This is a genomic window from Aequorivita xiaoshiensis (assembly GCF_022008395.1).
In the GTDB taxonomy this organism is placed as follows: domain Bacteria; phylum Bacteroidota; class Bacteroidia; order Flavobacteriales; family Flavobacteriaceae; genus Aequorivita; species Aequorivita xiaoshiensis.
On record NZ_JAIRBB010000004.1, the window covers coordinates 166,008 to 185,912 of the forward strand.

Below are 19,905 nucleotides of genomic sequence, written 5' to 3' on the forward strand. Positions count from 1 at the left end.
TTTCATTTCTTCAAAATGAACAATTATCCAATTTCTTTATACATTATATCAAGACCGTTTCTAATGATCTGTTGGTGTGGTTGCTTACTTACGCAAACAAATTCTGTAAGCGCAAAATCTTCTGGTGCCACCTCATACATTCCCATAGCTTCCATTTGATCTAGATCTTTTACCATACAAGCTTTAAGCATTTGTAAAGGATACATATCTAATGGAAAAACTTCTTCATAGATACCAGTCATCACGAAAGCTCTATGCTCTCCGTTGGTGTTTGTATCTAGATCGTATACTTTGCTTGGCATCAACCAAGAGAATGTTAACGCTCTTGAAGTAGATATTTTATCAAAAACAGGCTTATTCCAACCAAATAATTCGTAGTCATCACCTTCTGGAATTACAGTTACGGTGTTACTGTAATATCCTAAATGACCTTTTGGTGAAATTTTAGCTCCAGTAAGAACATCACCACTAATAACGCGTACATTCTCACTGTTCAGCCCAGAATCATACAAGAAAGTAGAAACCTCTGAACCTATTTTAGTTTTATAATATTTTGGAGCTTTCACTTCTGAGCCTGAAAGAGCAACAGTTCTTTCAGCATTAAACTTACCAGTTAGCAATAACTCACCAATAATTACAAGATCTTGTGGCGCAACAGTCCAAACAACCTCACCCTTATTAACAGGCTGAACCTTGTTTATTAGCGTACCAACATTACCTGCTGGATGTGGTCCTGATACAGTGTGCAGCGTAATATCTTTTAAACCTTTAAAAGGAGAGCTTCCGCTTTTACCAATACCAACATGCAACTGTCCTTTAGTAAGTTTACTAAGAGCAGTTACCGCAGCTTGAAGTTCTTTTTCTTTACCATTTAAAGAAAAGTCAACATCGTTGGCTAATGGCGCAGTAGTATTTGCTGAAACATAGATAGCTTTTGGCTCTTGCTCAGTATTGGCAATAACCGCATATGGTCGTTGCATTATAAATGGCCAGCAACCAGATTCAAGCAATCTAGCCTTAATAGCATCAGCACTTGAAGATTCTGGGTTTAAAACACCAAAATCCTTATAAGTATCCTGCGTATCCGCTTCGATTAAAAGATTAGTAATTACACGTTTTGCACCGCGCTCTATTTTAGCAAGAGTACCACTTACAGGTGAAACAAATTTTATAGATTCGTCACTCTTTGAGTAGAAAATGGTGTCACCAGCTTGAAACTTATCGCCTTCTCTAAGCACCATTTTCGGGATGATAAGATGAAAATCCGACGGTTTTATAGAAAAAGTTCTAGATCTTGGTGCGCTAGAAATTGTCTTTTCCGCTTCACCCTTCAGCTTAATAGTGAGACCTTTTTTAATTTTAATGTCTTTGGACATAATACAGATATTAATAATGCCTTTATATCACCTTAATAAACCCAAAATAATATATGCTCTGAGTTTAAGGGCGTGCAAATTTATAAATTAAAACCACCATTGCACAACAAATGGGTATAATTTTATTTCATAAAAATAAGATTAGGCAAATTAAAAAGGGTTTGAAAGATTGTATGGCTTAAAAATTGCCTATTTCACATCAAAAAATAAACTTATCACAAGTTTCTTTATTCTATCTTTTGATTAAAAAATTATTAACTTCCATCTAATATCTTCAACTTCAACCACAAAAAATAATTACTATTGCGCTATAAATAAATACAGCAAAGTTCATTTTAATTGTTGTACTATAACCGGATGGAACTATATCAAAATAAGCAAACAGAAGTGAGAAAAGTTGAATATGAAAAAAATTACTGGACTGCTTGTAATGATTGTAAAGGCCGTGGAAAAAAACGTCAAAAACTTAGCATAAAAGCAAGAAAACGCTATCAAAATGAATTAGACGATTTTAAAAAATCAACTACCAGAACCAAGACCCCCACTCGGCCTGAAGCTCCTTCTAAACTTTGTACAACTTGTGAAGGAACAGGAATAATTCCATCAAAAAACCATCCAATTCCGGAAAGTGAAACAATGCCACATGTAGCAATTATTGGTGGCGGAATAGGTGGCGCAGCTCTTGCCGTAGCTTGTTTACATCGTGGCATCCCCTACACTCTTTATGAACGAGACGATAATTTCGACACTCGATCTCAGGGCTACGGACTCACTCTGCAACAAGCTAGTAAAGCCATTGCTGCATTAGGAATTCTCTCCTTAAAAGATGGCGTGATATCAAACAGACATCTAGTTCATACTGTAGAGGGAACTATTATTGGAGAATGGGGAATGAGAAAATGGATTAAATTTGATTCAAAAAAGATTTCAAAAAAAACTAATATTCATATTGCAAGGCAATCCCTACGATTAGCTTTACTTGAGCAATTAGATTCAAAAAACCCAATTCAGTGGGGCCACAAATTAATTGACCTTACCGAAAGAAAAGACAATAGTGTTGATTTAAAATTTTTAGAAAACGGAAAAACTAAAATAGCAAGAGCTGATCTAGTCGTAGGTGCAGACGGCATTAGAAGCTCAGTGAGGAGGCTCGTACTGGGTGAAAACACTTCTCCCTTACGGCATCTTGATTGTATTGTAATTCTGGGAATTTGCTCTTTAGAATCCTTAAAAAATACTGATAATTCACTTTTAGATTCTAAAACAGTATTTCAAACAGCAAATGGCAACGAACGCATATACGTCATGCCTTTCACTTCAGATACCGTTATGTGGCAACTTAGCTTCCCTATGTCGGAAACACATGCGAAATCATTAAGTAAGGAAGGAGCTAAAGCGTTAAAGGAAGAAGCAATCAAAAGAACACAATGGCATTCTCCTATTCCGCAAATTATTAGTACCACGAAAGAATCTCAAATTTCTGGATATCCAGTTTACGACCGAGAATTACTAGATCCAGAATTATTAAAGAAATGCGGCTCAATTACCTTAATTGGAGATGCTGCCCACCCAATGAGTCCTTTTAAAGGTCAAGGTGCCAATCAAGCACTGTTGGACGCACTTTCTCTGGCAAGAGAAATATCTAAAGGTTGTAATGCCTTATCCCAATGGAGAAAAACAGGAGTAAGGGAAAGCGTTTTAAATGATTTCGAAGCCGATATGATAAAGCGAAGTGCTTCAAAAGTAAAAGACTCTGCTGCAGCTGCAAAATTCCTTCATTCTAAAATTGCACTCCATAAAGGAAACGAACCCAGAGGACGAGTTTTAAAAAGAAAAAACAATCCAAACAACACTGAATAAACCGAACTCTTTGAATACACAGCCTTAGGGAGTTATAAAGAATTATGACTCTTTATTATTTTACATTGGGAAATTAATTATTTTAGCTATCAATCTAAACTTAGCTTAATCTTTACCGTTGAAAAATAAAATTTTCTTCACATTATTATTGATACTACTTATAGGTTTTTTAATTCCACAAAATTTAAAAATGCCTGTAAAAGGTGCCACTACGTCCGATTATAATGCTGATTCGTTTTGGTATTACCCGTGGGGGAAATCTGTTACACATAAAGGTGTAGATGTATTTGCAAAAAAACGAACTACAATATATTCGGCTACAAATGGATTTGTATTATTCTCAGGGGAAATGCCTATAGGAGGGAAAATAGTTTTAGTACTAGGACCAAAATGGCGGTTACATTATTACGCTCACCTCAATGATTTAAATACCTCTTTGTTGTCTTATGTAAGTAAAAAGTCTAAGATAGGAACAGTTGGAAACACTGGAAATGCTGCACGAAAAGCACCCCATCTCCACTACTCTATTGTTACAATTATTCCGTATTTTTGGAGAGTAGATTCCGACAAACAAGGTTGGAAAAAAATGTTTTATTTAAACCCTATTGCGTATTTTGAAAATTGATAAGTGGATAATTACAATTATCTTTTATAGCAATATAGTATCACTCTAAAATTAGCTTAGTATTTCTTTACTATTTTAATACTATAACCTGATAGTATATTTGCAATGTCATTCAATATGTAAAACCTCACTATAGGAGTGAAAGAAGGCGTCAATAGTGTGGGAGCCTATTAAATAATTTTAATACTATTTTAATGTCCGATAATAACGATCGAATAAATAAGAAAATGAAGCTTGCTGAAGGCCTTTTGTTAAGAGCAGACTTATTGAAGAAAATTGAACATCTTCAAAATAGAATTAGACCAGTTTTGGTAGTTTCAGACGATAAACTACCTCAAGAAGATCCTGACAAATTGATAGCTCAATTACGAAATGCTATTCAAGATTTAGAAACCTTAGTTATTCGAATTAATAAAACCAACAACGAAACTTTAGTTGAAGGTGAAGGAGTTCTTATGGAAGCACTAGCGAAAAGAGATTCTTTAAAAATGCTTTCTGAAAGACTAAGAAGAATAAGACTTGACGCACAATTTAACAACAGTGGCGACAGCAATTTAAAAAACACAATTAGCATCAAAAAGCTTCAAAAAGAAATGGATGAAACAGGAAGAGCATTTAGAAAAATTGACAGCAAGATTCAAGAAATAAATTGGCTCACCGAGCTTAAAGATTAAGCCGAAAGGCTAGAATGGTCGGGGCGAGTACCAGCCCCTTTTTGTGGTAGTTTTCGGGGCAAATTGAAAACACTACCAATACAGAAGCTGCTTGGGTTGCGGCAAAACGTACTGTTTAAGACCCATTACCGCTTACAACTTACAAGTGTATAATTTATAATTTACTACCAGGTATTGACCGATCATTCTTATTAATTAACTTCCAATAGCTAGAATTATAAAAATGGTAATAGCATTTTTTTCACTTTAATTTCATCCCATATCACCGTTCAGAATATAATTGGTGCTTGAAAGACAGCGAAAAAGCAATATTTTTTTTTGACTTAAGCCTATATCCCGTACGCTGAATTTTTTGGAAATCGGACGATTCAGACTCTCGATTAAGGTGAAATCTGAAGTTAACTTGGTAAATTTCGAAAAGCATTTCAAGATTATTACTTTAAATGAAATAATTTTATTTACCATCGAAATCAATTAAGCAACAGGCATAAAATTTGAGTATATTAGCTTCATAAATAATTATTATGCTAAAATCATTCACTTTCTCCCTTATCTTTTTTTTTATTGCGCCTCAAATTTCGGCTCAAATTACTGAAAAAGTAGAACCATCCTATATTCAAACTGTACAATTTAAAGGTGCTACAGAATTAAGTGAATTACCAATAATTAGATTAGGACAATCTCTAGAATTAACGTTCGATGCGTTAAATGGTGAAGAGGCAGATTACTTTTATAGAATCACTCACCACAATTTTGATTGGACCCCTTCAGACCTTTCAAAAAGTGAATATTTAGATGGGTTTGACGATGTTCGTATCACCGAATATCAAAACTCATTAAACACGCTTCAAATATACTCACACTACAAATTAACAATCCCCAACCGAGACACTCGAACAATAAAAAAAAGCGGGAATTATTTGCTAAGCATATTTAGTAGTAATGGAGATTTGATTTTCACTAGAAAATTCTTGGTCGTAGAGGATATTGCATCGGTTGGAGTTGAAATTAAGCGCGCAAGAGATCTAAATGTTATTGACGAAAAACAAGTAGTTCAATTTACTGTAAACTCACAAAGCTTATTGTTGAGAAACCCAAAGCAAAGTGTAAAAACCCTAGTACTTCAAAACAGCAACCTTAAAACGGCTATAACAGACCTTGTTCCTCAATACACTATGGGTAATGAGCTTATTTACAAATATGATAAAGAAGCTGCATTTGGAGGTGGAAATGAATTTTTAGCTTTCGATAACAAGGATGAGCGCTCAGCCTCAAACGGTATAAGATCAATCGCCGTTACCGATTTATACGAAAATTATTTATTCACAAATATCCCAAGATACAATAGACCATACACCTACAACCCCGATATTAACGGTAATTTTGTGGTAAGGAATATTGATGCTAGAGATCAAGATATTGAAGCTGAATACGTTCGAATGCATTTCAACTTACAGTATTATGAAGATTTAGGCGACAAAGAGATTCATGTTTACGGTAACTTCAACAACTGGACTATAGACGAGAGCACATACTTACGATATGACAGTGAAAGTGATTCTTATAGAAATACTAGACTTTTCAAACAAGGATTTTACAACTACAAATATGTAATAGTAAACAGAGATGGAAGTATAGATGAAGGCGCTATAAGCGGAGATTTCTGGCAAACAGAAAACGATTACACCGTGGTTGTATATTTTCGAGACCTTGGCGCTAGATATGATAGAATTATAGGAATTGGTCGTGCAAATTCAACCTCAATTACCAATAATTAATATATAAATTTTACTTAATGACCGAGTGATGAGCAAAAGTAAGCCAAAAGTTCACGGTGGAAGAAAATCAATGCGATACCGTGGAACTCGATGCTTGAACTGTAATCTACCACTCGATAAAAGCGATGTTTACTGTCCATATTGCTCCCAACTTAATAGTGACAAACAACTTTCTGCCAAAGATTTTTTGGCGGAATTCCTTAGTAGTATTCTAGTTTACGACTCTCGAATACGTAAAACATTCAAGGATTTACTGTTTAGGCCTGGTGTAATTACAAAGAACTATGTAAAAGGACAACGTCTTAAATACGCCAATCCCTTTCGCTTTTTTCTAAGTGTTTCTATTATTTATTTTCTTTTAGAAAGTTTTATAGGGTTTATACAAACCTCAGAAAAGCCTAGGTCATTCAATCTAAACAATGATGTGGAAAATGGCGTTTCGATGGATTCGCTAATTAATGAACAACCAGAGAACTTCGTTTTAAATAGTTCTCCTAATGAGGTTTTAAAAGCTAAAGAATTGGGTATATCACAATATTACTCAGATAAAACTTTAGATAGTTTATCATTTTTTGAGAGCTACAGTAAGCGCGGAAATATTTACTATTCTTATTATTTAAAAACTAAGATTGAAAACCCAATTGCAGCTCTTGATAGTTTAGGTCACATCAACACCTTTAAACACCGATGGCTTTATTCGCGATCTGTTTCGGTTTACAAAATAATTCACAATACAGACGAATTCTTCAACTATTTAAAAGCTAAATTGCCTTTTTTCTTATTCTTTTTTGCTCCAATTTATGCTTTGTTTTTTTGGCTATCCTACTCACGAAATAAATACAATTTTATTGAACACGTAATTTTTGTATTTCATATTTTCAGTTTTATATTTCTTTATTTGATTATTTTCAGTATTCCTGATATAATCTTTAACTCCACTTTTTTTCAAACCCTTTTATTTGCCATCATTGGCCCATTATATTTTTACTTCGCACTGAAGAAATTTTATGGTCAGGGAAAATGGACAACATTGTTTAAATTTGTATTTTTAAGCATTATATTCTCGCTGAGTTTTATGGTAGCAATAGGATTTTTTGTAGCGATAAGTGCAGCTTTATACTAACAAAATGGTACAACAGGTAACACAAGGAATTAAAATTTCAGTACTTACTGAATTTGACGGGACATTTTACAAAAACCGTAAAATGCAATATGCCTTTGCTTATAATATCACCATTGAAAACCAAGGAAAAGACACTGTTCAACTCACTTCGCGAAGATGGGTAATCAAAGACTCATTAAACAACACTGTTATTGTAGAAGGTGAAGGAGTTATTGGGCAAAAACCTATTCTAAAGCCTGGTGAAAGACATTCGTACACTAGTGGCTGCTTATTATTCTCTCCTTTTGGCTCGATGAAAGGTCATTTTAACATGATAAATTTTGAATCTAATCGTAAATTTAGTGTTGCAATTCCGCTTTTTAACTTGAGCGCTCCCTTCTCATTGAATTAAAATGCTGTATTACTTACTTTATCAGTTTGCAAATCTTCATACCGCATTGAAATAGCATCGTTATTCTTAACAATCTGTGTAATACTTTTAGTTTTTACATATTCCCGATTCATTACTAAACTACTGTTGAAATCTCCATCTCCTGATGTTTTATGAAAATTTAGCAATTCATCTGCTGTAGGTCTAATAGTTTTGAATAAGAACTCTGAAAACCATTTCTCTCTTTTTTTCTTTAAAACTTCAGGGTACAATGGTGAGGAAGACCAAATTTGAGGAGCTAAGGGTTCTTCAGAAAAATGATATTTTTCCCCGTCCCAAACTAATTTAAATAATCTAACACCATCATTCCAATCTACAAGAATAACGGTAAATGGTTCTATATCTTGGAAACTGTATTGTTCTATTTCCGATTTTAAATCGTTTGATCTCAAAATATCTTTTAACACTACTCCTCTACTTTTACGGTAAGATTGTTTGGGTTCGTGAGCCACAAAGCCTCCGTTCATTAATGAAGCAACTCGTTTTCTATCACTTACTCCTATCCAAGTTCCTCCCGCAACCGCATCTTTAGGATAAAGTAGTTTTACGCCATCTTCATTATAAATTTCAGGCGGTAAGGTTTCTCGACCTGGAGCTTCGTCACGATTAGAAGTTAATATAAATCCGTGATTTGATATAGGAGTGAAAGTTATAGTGCACATTATGATTTATTTATTAATCGAATCTACAAAAGGAAACTTAAAAACACCAATTTACTAGCTTTAAATGTAAAATTAGACTGATTACCAAATTTATCCATTTTGGAATTAAGAAATATGAAGATTAGGTGCTTCAAAAATTGTATCTTTGCAACCTTTAAGAACACAAAAATAATAATGTAATGGGAAAAGGATTTTTTGAAGTACCGATCGCTGTAAACGAACCTGTTAAGGACTACGCTCCTGGTTCACAAGAACGAGAAGAAGTACTTAAAACGTATAGAGAAATGTATAAGGCAGAAATTGAAGTGCCTTTATTTATCAACGGAAAAGAGGTTAAAACTAAAGAAACCGCTACAATGTCGCCTCCACACGATCACAAGCACGTGTTAGGTACTTACTATAAAGCTACTAAGAAAAATGTTGAAGAAGCAATTGAAACTGCTTTGGAAGCAAGAAAAAAATGGGCTGCAATGCCATGGGAACAACGTGCTGGAATCTTCCTTCGCGCTGCCGAACTAATTGCTGGACCATATAGAGCAAAAATAAACGCTGCTACCATGCTTGGGCAGTCTAAAAATATCTATCAAGCTGAAATTGATTCTGCTTGCGAGCTAATAGATTTCTTGCGTTTCAACGTTCAGTATATGACTGAAATCTATGCTGAGCAACCAGAATCTACATCTTCAGCTTGGAACAGAGTTGAATACCGTCCGCTAGAAGGATTTATTTATGCTATTACTCCATTCAACTTTACTGCCATTGCTGGGAACCTTCCTGCAAGCGCTGCATTAATGGGGAACGTAGTAGTTTGGAAACCAAGTAACACTCAGGTTTATTCAGCAAAAGTTATTATGGATGTATTCCGTGAAGCTGGTGTTCCTGCAGGAGTAATCAACATGGTAATGGGAGACGCTGTAATGATTTCAGATACGCTTATGGCAAGCCCAGATTTCAGTGGAGTTCACTTTACCGGTTCAACAGGAGTTTTCCAAGGTATTTGGCAGAAAATTGGAAACAATATTTCAAACTATAAAACTTACCCACGAATAGTAGGTGAAACTGGAGGTAAAGACTTTATTGTTGCTCATAAAACGTCCAACCCAAAACAAGTTGCTACTGCAATGGCCCGTGGAGCATTTGAATTCCAAGGTCAAAAATGTAGTGCAGCAAGCCGTTGCTACATTTCCAGTACAATTTGGGAAGATGTTAAAAAGCAATTGATTGAAGATGTTCGCTCATTCAAAATGGGTACTCCAGAAGATATGGGGAACTTTATTACTGCAGTAATTAATGAAAGCTCTTTCGATAAACTTGCAAGCTACATAGATCAAGCTAAGAAAGATAAAAACGCTGAAATTATTGTTGGAGGTGGATACGATAAGAGCAAAGGTTACTTTATCGAGCCTACTGTTATTGTAACTAAAGACCCGAAATACACTACTATGTGTACTGAGCTTTTCGGACCTGTTCTAACAGTTTACGTATATGAAGATAAAGACTGGACAGAAATGCTTGAATTAGTTGATGGAACTAGCGAATACGCATTGACAGGTGCTGTTTTCAGTGAAGATAGATATGCTTTAGAAGAAGCTGTAAAGGCTCTTGAAAACGCTGCAGGTAACTTCTATATCAACGACAAACCAACTGGAGCTGTTGTAGGGCAACAACCCTTTGGTGGAGCTCGTGCAAGTGGCACAAATGATAAAGCAGGTAGTAAACAAAACCTTTACCGTTGGATTTCTCCTAGATTGATAAAAGAAACTTTTGTTTCTCCTACAGATTATAGATATCCATTCTTAGGGTAACCTAAAATCATTTAAATAGAAAAAGCCCCGATTTGAAGTTTCAAATCGGGGCTTTTTTATGATCTATTTTAAAGATTTTTATTCAAAATTCTTAATCTCATTAATACTTGCAAACTGAGAGTTTTTAGCATTGTTGTCCTGATCAACTACCATAACTACAAAACTTAAGTTTTCACCTACATAGTTAGAAGGAACTGTAAAGGTGTAGTTCTTTTTAAATTCTTGGAAAGCAGGTGTTGAAGGAATTGCATCTCCAAACAAGTCAGAAAGTGAATTTCTCAACGCATCATTGTGTACATAATCTTCAATCGGATTTCCTAGACCTTCATAAGGATGCCCAGGAGGCGCAGACCCAATTACTTCGCTACCTATTACATACACAATTAATGGTGAAACGCACACATTTACATGGACTGGCAACTTATTATCGCTTAGATCGGAGACGGTTTCTTTACCAACAGTAAACTATACGTTAAATAGCACAAACACACTGGAGGTTACTATCCCTAACGACGACGATAACTCTAACAACTCACAATCTACCACTTTTGACCAAGCAGCTGAAGGTACTGGCACAGTTAACTTAGAAATTCGTACCGATGGATATGGATCTGAGTGCCGCTGGAACATTAAAGATAGCAATGGGAACATTATCGACAATGGTGGACCTTACCCTAACAACACTACAGTAAACCTTACATTTAATTTGGACGAAGACTGCTATCTATTTACTGGGATAGACACTTGGGGAGACGGTGGAACAAGATTCACTTTAACTGATAGTGAAGGAACCCAACTGTTTTACGCAGTAGGTAATTGGGGAGCTGAAACCACAGGACAGTTTGGTAGTAACGGTGTATTAGGTACTAACGATTTTAGCACTGAAAGCATTGCTCTTTATCCTAACCCAGCAAGTACAGTTCTTAACCTTAAGAATGCTGAAAATGCAAATATCGAAGTTTATGATATTTTAGGAAAATTGATTCTAACTCAAAATAACATTGATGTAGACGCTCAAATAAATGTTGCTAATCTACAAGCTGGAACCTATTTTATTAAAATATCTAAAGATAACTCGGTTACAACTAAGAAGTTTTTAGTTACTAAATAGTTTTAGAAGTACATATTTTGAAAACCCCGATTCGTTCGGGGTTTTTTTTATACCTTAACCCTACCTCAGGTATACTGTATGAATATGCAATTTAAATCATTAAAAAAATGAAATATACTATCAAAGGAGAAAAAACAATATTTGATGACCACTATAAAATAACCGAGGGAAACATAACCCACGACACTTTCAAAGGAAGTGAAATAACAGTTAGACGTTTAGCATTTGAAAGAGGTGACTCTGTGGCAATACTTTTATATGAAAAGGAATCGCAAAGCTTACTCCTAACCAATCAATTTAGATATCCTACTTGCAAACACCACAACGGATGGCTGCTCGAAATTCCGGCTGGATCTCTAGAAAAAAATGAAAATCCTAAAGATTGTATTATCAGAGAAGTACTAGAAGAAATTGGATATAAAATTAAAAACCCAAAACTAATAAATACATTCTACACCTCACCCGGGGCTAGCACCGAACGTATATTTTTATATTTTGCAAAGGTTTCAGCTCAAGACAAAATTTCACAAGGAGGTGGAGTTGAAACAGAAAATGAGGATATTCAACTTGTCAAGTTACCCATAGCTGATATTCATTCGAAAATCACAGAATTTAAGGATGCAAAAACCATCCTAGCACTGCAATGGTTTCTTACAAATAACCAAGTTTAATGAAGCTTTGGTGGTTTTAATTACTAAAACAAATCGAAATTCCGCCTGAAGCTACTTCTCTTTTCCTTTATATTTAAGCGGTAAATACACCACACTTTTCGTTTCAAAGAACTCTTCTTCAAAGTAATTTTCTAAAAGATAAATTTCAGCATTTCTATACACTTTTAATTCCTCTGTCAAATCACCTCCTTTTAAATAGAGAATCCCATTTTTGCGATCGTGTAAACTCTTTTTGGCGATTTTTCCGTTTACCCAATGTACAAATGTTTCCATCTGAGCTACGGCACGACTTACAATAAAATCGTAATTTTCTGAAATAGTTTCAACTCTTGCATTTGTAGTTTTTACATTTTCTAATTGCAAACCATTTACTACCTCATCTACTACTTTTATTTTTTTTCCTATGCTATCTACTAGGTGAAAATGAACTTCTGGATATAAAATGGCTAGAGGAATACCCGGAAAACCTCCTCCTGTACCAACATCTAAAATATTAGAACCTGGTAAAAAAGTTTGAACTTTTGCAATTCCAAGTGAATGTAAAACATGTCTTAAGTATAGTTCATCTATATCCTTTCGAGATACTACATTTATCTTTAAATTCCAGTCTTGATAGAGTCTTTGTAACTGGTCAAACTGTTCCTTCTGAGTATCAGTAAGTTGTGGGAAATATTTTAAAATTAGCTCCATATCTGTAAATAAGTCGCAAAAGTAGGATATCTTAATTAAAATTGTGAATTTCGACAACTAGATTTCCATAAAAGATGTCTATTTTTGTTGAATCTACAAATTATATTACCCTTGTTAACTATTACATGAATCAAAAAAACTTAAACTTTTCAAGAAAGGATAGCGCAAAATTCTTTAGAACACTAAATAAACGAGTAAACGATTATTTCAAAGAAAACGAAATTGATAAATCAGGAAACTGGAAACTTCACCTGAAAACAATTATCATGTTTTCACTTTATCTTACCCCTTATTTTTTATTACTTACACTAAATTTCCCTGGATGGGCTCAATTACTACTTACCATTATTATGGGAGTAGGAATGGCTGGCGTGGGAATGAATGTTATGCACGATGCTAATCACGGGTCATATTCATCCAAAAAATGGATAAATAAGGTTATGGGCAGCAGTATGTATATTCTTGCTGGAAACGTCTATAATTGGCAAGTACAACACAATGTGCTCCACCATACTTACACAAATATTCACGGCCACGATGAAGATTTAGAAGCAGGACGTATTCTTAGATTTTCAAAACATTCAAAATGGAAACGTTTCCATAAATATCAACATTGGTACAGCGTATTACTTTATGGATTACTAACCTTTAACTGGGTACTAACTACAGATTTTTTTCAAACTAAAAGATATTTAGCTAGAAAACTATCCTACGGCAAATTCCCAAGTCCGGTAAAACAATGGAGTATTTTAGTAATAACTAAAATTATTTACGTTTCCTTATGGATAATAATTCCAATTTTATTTTTCGATATTGTATGGTGGAAAATATTAATAGGCTTCTTTATAATGCACTACGTTGCTGGATTGATTTTAAGTATTGTTTTTCAACTTGCTCACGTTGTTGAGGACACCGAAATCTTCCTTCCAGACGACAGCGGCACTATGAAAAATACTTGGGCTATTCACCAGTTATTCACTACAGTGAATTTCTCTGTTAACAATCCAATTGTAAATTGGTACACTGGCGGATTAAATCACCAAGTAGAACACCATATTTTTCCAAATATCAGTCATATTCACTACAAGAAAATTTCTGAAATTGTAAAAAACACCACAAAAGAATTCAATTTACCTTATAAAGAATATAAAACTACCAGAGAGGCGATAGCTGCCCATTTTAGACATTTAAGAGAAATGGGGCAAAAACCTGCTACTCTAACTGCTTAATTATTATGGACAAAAGACTTTCAAATCGCGTAAATGCGATGGCAACCTCAGCTACATTAGCGATGGCTGCCAAAACCAGAGAACTTAAAGATCAAGGAGAAGACATTATCGGGTTAAGTCTTGGTGAGCCTGATTTTACAGTTCCAGATTACATCAAGGATGCGGCAATTCAAGCAATTAAAGACGATTTTCATTCATATACTCCTGTAGATGGTTATGGCGAGCTCAAAAACGCTATAATTCACAAATTTAAGCGAGATAATAATATTGAATACAAACCTTCTCAAATAGTAGTATCTACAGGCGCCAAGCAATCTTTAGCAAACTTAACTATGGTCCTTTTAAATGAAGGGGATGAAGTCTTGCTTCCGGCACCATATTGGGTGAGTTATGCAGACCAATGCAAAGTTGCTGGAGGAGTACCAATAGAAATTCCAACTACTATCGAAACCGATTTTAAAGTTACTGCAGAAGCACTAGAAGCTGCAATCACTCCAAAAACTAAAATGATTATTTACAGTTCACCTTGCAACCCAAGTGGTTCGGTTTACAGTAAAGAAGAACTCAGAAAATTAGCTGATGTATTGGTGAAATACCCTCATGTAACAGTAATTAGCGATGAAATTTACGAGCACATTAATTTTAGTGGGGGTCATGCTTCTATGGCTGAATTTGATGACATGTACGACCGTACTGTAATCGTAAATGGGGTTTCAAAAGCCTTTTCGATGACCGGTTGGCGTATTGGTTACATTGGTGGCCCAGAATGGATTGCAAGAGCTTGTAACAAAATGCAAGGTCAAGTAACTAGTGGAGCAAATGCTATAGCACAACGCGCTGCAATTACAGCCTTAGAAAATCCGCCAAGTAAAATTAAATTTATGGTTGACGCTTTCAGAGAAAGAAGAGAGCTTATACTAGGATTACTTTCCGATATTGATGGTTTTAAAATTAATAAACCAGAGGGTGCCTTTTATGTCTTCCCAGATATTTCTTATTTCTTTGGAAAAACTCTTCGCGGAAAAAATATTAATTCCGCTTCAGATTTTTCACTTTATCTATTAGAAGAAGCCAAGGTAGCAACCGTTACGGGTGAGGCTTTTGGAGACCCTAATTGCATTAGGCTTTCATATGCTGCATCAGAAAGCGACATTAAAGAAGCTATTTTAAGAATCAAAGAAGCCGTTTCTTAATACTATATTTCTATAAATAATATTTTAATAACAGGATTAGTTAAAAACAACTAATCCTGTTTTTTTTATATAAATTCTCTGTAATTTAGGCACTTTAAAATCCAAAAAACTAACTTTAATGAAATCAAAATTTACATTATTTCTCATTCTTTTTGCTTTTGCATTCGGGGCTTCAGCACAAGATAGAACCAAAGCCACCTATGTAGGTACAGTAGGCAATGTAGTACACGTACCTTCAATTGCCTCCCAGGCCGCACAGAACGAATTACCTCCTGCACGAGTAAAAAAATCTGTAATGCAAGACGGAAGAGCATCGCGAAACTTAATTGTACCTGGAAAAGACCCTCAAATTGAAGATGATTTCTTTGTGAGAAATCCTCATAAATTAACACAAGCCCTAAAAGGGCGTACCCCTTCGCTAGTATTTGATGCTGCTTCATCAAACTCACAACCTACCGATCCTGCCGTTGGCGTGGGGCCTAACCACGTATTTGTGGTTTTTAATACTGGCTTCAGAATTTTCGATAAAAGCGGAAACCCTTTAACTGGACAATTAAGCCCTAATCCAACTATTTTTCCAAATGGTGGATGTTGCGACTTAACTGTTTCATACGACAATGCAGCTGATAGATTTGTAATTACATTTCTTGGGAATGGTGCTCAAATAGCAGTATCAGATGGGCCAGACCCAGTAAATGACGGATGGTATGTTTATAATATTGCTCAAATTAGTGACTATCAAAAACTTTCAATTTGGAGTGACGGATATTATATGACGGATAACACAAGTGCAACCAATAAAGTATATGCTATGGAGCGTTCAAAAATGCTTAATGGAGATGCTTCAGCTAAAATTATTGGATTTCCACTTCCTGGAATTGTAAGAAATGGCTTTTACAGTCCGCAAGCCTTAAATGTTACTAACAATAACCTTCCTGCTCCTGGGGCTGCTCCTATTGTGTATCTTCAAGACGATGCTTGGTCTGGTGTTTCACAAGATCATGTAAAATTATGGACCATAGATGTCGATTGGGCAACTCCAGCCAATTCCACAATTACAGCTCCAATTGAACTAATCACGACTCCATTTATATCAGTTTTTGACGGCGGAAGTTTTTCTAACCTATCTCAACCTGGTGGTGGCGCTGCAATTGATGCTCTTCAGGCAACTATCATGAATCAGGCTCAATTCAGAAAATTTAACACTCACAACTCTGCAGTATTTAATTTTGTTGTTGATACAGATGCAACTGGTGGTGAACTTGCGGGAATCCGTTGGTTCGAACTGCGTCAAGATGGCGATGGGCAACCATGGAGTATTTACCAAGAAGGCACACATACTTCCCCTGACGGAAAACACGCTTGGCATGGAAGTATGATGATGGACATGCAAGGTAATATTGCTATGGGATATACTGCAATGGCTGGTCCGAATACGCCAGACCCTACTTCAAAAAGAGTTAGTTCATATTATACGGGACGTTTTGCAAACGATCCGCTAAACACCATGACTATCAGTGAAGAATTAATTGCAGCAGGAAATCAAAATATTCCTGGATTGCGATATGGAGACTACAGTAAAATTGATATAGACCCTGTAAACGATAAGGAGTTTTGGTATATAAACGAATATATGAACAACGGAAGAAAGGACGTTGTAGGTGTTTTTCAAATTGCTCCAAACTTCAATAAAGATGTTGGGGTAGTAAGCATAGACAGTCCTGAATCTGGAACACTTTCAAATAGTGAAACTGTTAAGATTACTATATTTAATTATGGAGAAGACAGCGCTTCCAACTTTCCAATAACTTTTCAGGTTGATGGTGGCACAGTAGTTACTGAAACATTTTCAGGAACAATTCCTTCAGCAACAACAGCAGAATACACGTTTACAGCGACTGCAAATTTAGGAACAGTTGGCACAACTTACGCAATTACAGCTGCAACAAATATGGCTGGCGATGAAAATACAGACAACGATTCGCTTACTAAATCTGTCACTTACTTAGAGCCTAATGATATTGGTGTGAGTGATATTTCCTCACCTACCTCTGGCACACAATTAAGTGATTCAGAAGAAATAACTGTTACAATTACAAACTTTGGAGGCGAAACACAATCAAATTTTGATGTTTCATTTAATTTAGAAGGATCAATTGTTACTGAAACTGTTGCAGGACCATTAGAAGGGAATTCAGAGATCACATACACCTTTACTCAAACAGGCGATTTTTCATCTTTTGGAAGTTACAATTTAAGCGCATATACATCGCTACCTAATGACAGTGATACTTCGAACGATGCGACAGCCGTTGTAATTACAAATCAAAATTGTACTCCAACAATGAACTGTAGTTCTGGGGATGGTTTACGATTGTTTAATTTAACCACTATTGACAACCCATCAGAATGTGAAGGATATGCCGATTTTACCGATCAAATTGCGGTTATGGATCCTGATACTACTTACGACCTTACTTTAAAAACCAACTATGGGAATCAATATGTTCGTGTATGGGTCGATTTTAATGACGACTTTGTATTTTCTCAAGACGAATTAGTAGTCGATAATGTAATAATCGGTCAAGGACAAGGCTCTGGTACCTTTACATTAACTACGCCCTTTGTAGTTCCTGCAGATGCTGCAATAGGACAACACTTAATGCGTGCTAAAACGAACTGGAATGCTCCTGTTCCAAATGATGCTTGTGAAGAAACAACTTTTGGAGAAACAGAAGATTACAGCGTTCAGATAGGAGAATTAGGAGTTGGAGATTCAATTTTTAATGAGAGCGGACTTACTGTTTTATCTTTAGATAACAACGTGTTCGATATTAAAGCTGAAACTCAAGGGTACTCTAAAGATCTTCAATTGTCTGTATATAATATTTTAGGACAAAGACTACTTTTTAGAAAACTTGAAAATGAAGGCGGAACATACAGGTATAAACTAGATATGGGCTATGTAGCAAAAGGAGTTTACCTAATCCGTGTTGGTAATCGAGATACCGGAAGAATACAACGCATAATTGTGAAATAATTATTTTTTTCAATTAACATTAAAGCCCAAAGCATAAAAATTGCTTTGGGTTTTTTTATGAAATCTATTGCTGTATTTTTACCAAAAATCGATAAATGGCCAAAATTTTATTATTAGGAAGCGGAGAATTAGGTAAAGAATTCACCATTGCCGCCAAGAGAATCGGACAAACAGTTATAGCTGTTGATAGTTATAAAAATGCTCCAGCAGCCCAACTGGCAGATTTTGCCGAAGTTATAAATATGCTAGACGGCAAAGCCTTAGACGCTTTAGTTGAAAAATACAAACCAGATTATATAGTTCCTGAAATTGAAGCCATCCGTACGGAGCGTTTTTATGAATATGAAAAGCAAGGTTATACGGTTATTCCTTCAGCGAAGGCAGCTAATTTTACTATGAACCGTAAAGCCATTCGTGATTTAGCTGCAAAAGAATTAGGATTAAAAACCGCAGCTTATCGCTACGCAACCTCAGCCGAAAGTCTTAAAAAAGCAGTTTCGGAAATCGGGATGCCATGCGTGGTAAAACCATTAATGTCTTCTAGCGGAAAAGGCCAAAGTACCATCAAAACCGAAGCAGATATTGAAAACGCTTGGACCTATTCACAAGAGGGTTCCCGTGGTGATGTGGCTGAAGTTATAGTAGAAGCATTTATAGATTTTAATTATGAAATTACGTTACTTACCGTAACGCAACGCAACGGAGAAACACTTTTCTGCCCACCCATTGGCCACCGACAAGAACGTGGCGATTATATGGAAAGTTGGCAACCCGCCCCAATGAGAAATGATGTTTTAAAGGAAGCACAACAAATGGCTGAAAAAGTTACCACTGCCCTAACCGGTTGTGGCATTTGGGGAGTAGAATTCTTTGTGGCTGATAACGGCGTTTACTTTTCTGAACTTTCTCCAAGACCACACGATACCGGCATGGTAACCCTTGCAAAAACACAAAATTTCAACGAATTTGAATTGCACTTAAGAGCCGTACTTGGACTTCCAATTCCAGAAATAACCCAAGAACGCATTGGCTGCAGTGCAGTAATCTTAGCTTCAGAAAATTCAGATAATCCAACTTACAGCCATCTTGAAAAAGTAGCTGCATCGCCTAAAACAGATTTTAGAATTTTTGGGAAACCAACTTCTCGGCCATACAGAAGAATGGGAGTGGTTTTAACCTACGATAAAGTAGATGGAAACATCTCTGAAGTAACTGAAAAAGCAAAGAATCTTGTTAAACATGTTAAGGTGAATTAAAGGTAATCTTTAAATTTCAGGGAAATATTTAAAAATCGACTATCGATAGATTCTCGAGTATTTTTTATATAAACTTAAGAACTGGATTTTATATTTTTAACATTAAAAATGAGAGTAATACAAGGTTATAGAAACCTTGCCGAATAATGAGATGAGCGGAAAATTATTTATTTCAAAATTATCCTTATAACAGTACTAGACCCTGCCCTCCTGAACTCAGTCGAAGGGTGTATTTAACTGCCAATTTAGAAATTAAATGTAAGTTGGAGTAATACCTAAAAGGTTATAAAAACTTTGCAGGATATTGAAAATTGTGGACAATTTTTCAATACTAAATTAACCACATCTACAAACTAGACCCTGTCCCCCTGAGCGCAGTCGA

General features: G+C 35.5%; 18 protein-coding genes. 13 read left to right on the forward strand and 5 right to left on the reverse strand.

Annotated elements, in window-relative coordinates:
* Window positions 1-23: 23 nt before the first annotated feature.
* Complete coding sequence (locus tag K8344_RS07375; RefSeq protein ID WP_237608095.1) at window positions 24-1,376, reverse strand: Na(+)-translocating NADH-quinone reductase subunit A; 1,353 nt, start codon at window positions 1,374-1,376, stop codon at window positions 24-26.
* Between the two features lie 357 nt (window positions 1,377-1,733).
* On the opposite strand from K8344_RS07375, the gene K8344_RS07380 reads away from it, so the two are divergent.
* The 6 genes from K8344_RS07380 (at window position 1,734) to apaG (ending at window position 7,827) form a co-directional block, all read left to right on the forward strand.
* Window positions 1,734-3,236, forward strand: a complete 1,503-nt coding sequence (locus K8344_RS07380) for an FAD-dependent oxidoreductase (protein WP_237608096.1) — start codon at window positions 1,734-1,736, stop codon at window positions 3,234-3,236.
* Window positions 3,237-3,354: 118 nt separating this feature from the next.
* Complete coding sequence (locus tag K8344_RS07385) at window positions 3,355-3,861, forward strand: M23 family metallopeptidase (protein WP_237608097.1); 507 nt, start codon at window positions 3,355-3,357, stop codon at window positions 3,859-3,861.
* A 194-nt stretch (window positions 3,862-4,055) separates the two neighbouring features.
* Window positions 4,056-4,535: a DIP1984 family protein gene (locus K8344_RS07390; protein ID WP_237608098.1), complete on the forward strand. Its 480-nt coding sequence runs from the start codon at window positions 4,056-4,058 to the stop codon at window positions 4,533-4,535.
* A 524-nt stretch (window positions 4,536-5,059) separates the two neighbouring features.
* Complete coding sequence (locus K8344_RS07395; RefSeq protein WP_237608099.1) at window positions 5,060-6,313, forward strand: type IX secretion system plug protein; 1,254 nt, start codon at window positions 5,060-5,062, stop codon at window positions 6,311-6,313.
* A 28-nt stretch (window positions 6,314-6,341) separates the two neighbouring features.
* A complete protein-coding gene (locus K8344_RS07400) occupies window positions 6,342-7,436 on the forward strand; it encodes a DUF3667 domain-containing protein (protein WP_237608100.1) in 1,095 nt (364 codons plus the stop codon).
* Between the two features lie 4 nt (window positions 7,437-7,440).
* Complete coding sequence (apaG, locus tag K8344_RS07405; RefSeq protein ID WP_139855804.1) at window positions 7,441-7,827, forward strand: Co2+/Mg2+ efflux protein ApaG; 387 nt, start codon at window positions 7,441-7,443, stop codon at window positions 7,825-7,827.
* Here apaG and K8344_RS07410 read toward each other — a convergent pair.
* Window positions 7,824-8,528, reverse strand: a complete 705-nt coding sequence (locus K8344_RS07410; protein ID WP_237608101.1) for an NRDE family protein — start codon at window positions 8,526-8,528, stop codon at window positions 7,824-7,826. The two genes, apaG and K8344_RS07410, sit on opposite strands and share 4 nt — an antisense overlap.
* A 179-nt stretch (window positions 8,529-8,707) precedes the next feature.
* Between K8344_RS07410 and pruA the strand changes: the two genes are divergently transcribed.
* Window positions 8,708-10,333: an L-glutamate gamma-semialdehyde dehydrogenase gene (gene pruA, locus K8344_RS07415; RefSeq protein ID WP_139855802.1), complete on the forward strand. Its 1,626-nt coding sequence runs from the start codon at window positions 8,708-8,710 to the stop codon at window positions 10,331-10,333.
* Window positions 10,334-10,411: 78 nt separating this feature from the next.
* Here the strand turns inward: pruA and K8344_RS07420 are convergent, their stop codons facing one another.
* Window positions 10,412-10,753, reverse strand: a complete 342-nt coding sequence (locus tag K8344_RS07420; RefSeq protein ID WP_237608102.1) for an Omp28-related outer membrane protein — start codon at window positions 10,751-10,753, stop codon at window positions 10,412-10,414.
* A 45-nt stretch (window positions 10,754-10,798) separates the two neighbouring features.
* Entirely contained in the window at window positions 10,799-10,963 is a 165-nt protein-coding gene (locus K8344_RS07425) for a hypothetical protein (RefSeq protein WP_237608103.1), read from the reverse strand.
* Window positions 10,964-11,039: 76 nt separating this feature from the next.
* Here K8344_RS07425 and K8344_RS07430 point away from each other — a divergent pair, with 76 nt between their 5' ends.
* On the forward strand, window positions 11,040-11,444 hold the full coding sequence (locus tag K8344_RS07430; RefSeq protein ID WP_237608104.1) for a T9SS type A sorting domain-containing protein: 405 nt from the start codon (window positions 11,040-11,042) through the stop codon (window positions 11,442-11,444).
* Window positions 11,445-11,551: 107 nt separating this feature from the next.
* A complete protein-coding gene (locus K8344_RS07435) occupies window positions 11,552-12,115 on the forward strand; it encodes an NUDIX domain-containing protein (protein WP_237608105.1) in 564 nt (187 codons plus the stop codon).
* A gap of 51 nt (window positions 12,116-12,166) precedes the next feature.
* On the opposite strand, the gene rsmG is transcribed toward K8344_RS07435, so the two are convergent.
* The gene (rsmG, locus tag K8344_RS07440; protein ID WP_237608106.1) at window positions 12,167-12,805 is read right to left on the reverse strand and encodes a 16S rRNA (guanine(527)-N(7))-methyltransferase RsmG; all 639 of its coding nucleotides are present in this window, start codon (window positions 12,803-12,805) and stop codon (window positions 12,167-12,169) included.
* A 125-nt stretch (window positions 12,806-12,930) separates the two neighbouring features.
* Here rsmG and K8344_RS07445 point away from each other — a divergent pair, with 125 nt between their 5' ends.
* The 4 genes from K8344_RS07445 (at window position 12,931) to purT (ending at window position 19,523) form a co-directional block, all read left to right on the forward strand.
* A complete protein-coding gene (locus tag K8344_RS07445) occupies window positions 12,931-14,034 on the forward strand; it encodes a fatty acid desaturase family protein (RefSeq protein WP_237608112.1) in 1,104 nt (367 codons plus the stop codon).
* A gap of 5 nt (window positions 14,035-14,039) precedes the next feature.
* Window positions 14,040-15,227 carry a pyridoxal phosphate-dependent aminotransferase gene (locus K8344_RS07450; protein ID WP_237608107.1) on the forward strand — a complete coding sequence of 396 codons (1,188 nt, stop codon included), beginning with the start codon at window positions 14,040-14,042 and terminating at the stop codon, window positions 15,225-15,227.
* Window positions 15,228-15,345: 118 nt separating this feature from the next.
* On the forward strand, window positions 15,346-18,267 hold the full coding sequence (locus K8344_RS07455; protein WP_237608108.1) for a GEVED domain-containing protein: 2,922 nt from the start codon (window positions 15,346-15,348) through the stop codon (window positions 18,265-18,267).
* Window positions 18,268-18,362: 95 nt separating this feature from the next.
* Entirely contained in the window at window positions 18,363-19,523 is a 1,161-nt protein-coding gene (gene purT / locus K8344_RS07460) for a formate-dependent phosphoribosylglycinamide formyltransferase (RefSeq protein ID WP_237608109.1), read from the forward strand.
* The last annotated feature ends 382 nt before the right edge of the window (window positions 19,524-19,905 follow it).

Bases quoted from the DNA above. Each gene is read 5' to 3' on its own strand.
- K8344_RS07375 (WP_237608095.1), bottom strand. From the start codon at position 1,376: ATGTCCAAAGACATTAAAATTAAAAAAGGTCTCACTATTAAGCTGAAG.
- K8344_RS07380 (WP_237608096.1), top strand. From the start codon at position 1,734: ATGGAACTATATCAAAATAAGCAAACAGAAGTGAGAAAAGTTGAATAT.
- K8344_RS07390 (WP_237608098.1), top strand. From the start codon at position 4,056: ATGTCCGATAATAACGATCGAATAAATAAGAAAATGAAGCTTGCTGAA.
- K8344_RS07395 (WP_237608099.1), top strand. From the start codon at position 5,060: ATGCTAAAATCATTCACTTTCTCCCTTATCTTTTTTTTTATTGCGCCT.
- K8344_RS07400 (WP_237608100.1), top strand. From the start codon at position 6,342: ATGAGCAAAAGTAAGCCAAAAGTTCACGGTGGAAGAAAATCAATGCGA.
- apaG (WP_139855804.1), top strand. From the start codon at position 7,441: ATGGTACAACAGGTAACACAAGGAATTAAAATTTCAGTACTTACTGAA.
- K8344_RS07410 (WP_237608101.1), bottom strand. From the start codon at position 8,528: ATGTGCACTATAACTTTCACTCCTATATCAAATCACGGATTTATATTA.
- pruA (WP_139855802.1), top strand. From the start codon at position 8,708: ATGGGAAAAGGATTTTTTGAAGTACCGATCGCTGTAAACGAACCTGTT.
- K8344_RS07425 (WP_237608103.1), bottom strand. From the start codon at position 10,963: ATGTTCCAGCGGCACTCAGATCCATATCCATCGGTACGAATTTCTAAG.
- K8344_RS07435 (WP_237608105.1), top strand. From the start codon at position 11,552: ATGAAATATACTATCAAAGGAGAAAAAACAATATTTGATGACCACTAT.
- rsmG (WP_237608106.1), bottom strand. From the start codon at position 12,805: ATGGAGCTAATTTTAAAATATTTCCCACAACTTACTGATACTCAGAAG.
- K8344_RS07445 (WP_237608112.1), top strand. From the start codon at position 12,931: ATGAATCAAAAAAACTTAAACTTTTCAAGAAAGGATAGCGCAAAATTC.
- K8344_RS07450 (WP_237608107.1), top strand. From the start codon at position 14,040: ATGGACAAAAGACTTTCAAATCGCGTAAATGCGATGGCAACCTCAGCT.
- K8344_RS07455 (WP_237608108.1), top strand. From the start codon at position 15,346: ATGAAATCAAAATTTACATTATTTCTCATTCTTTTTGCTTTTGCATTC.
- purT (WP_237608109.1), top strand. From the start codon at position 18,363: ATGGCCAAAATTTTATTATTAGGAAGCGGAGAATTAGGTAAAGAATTC.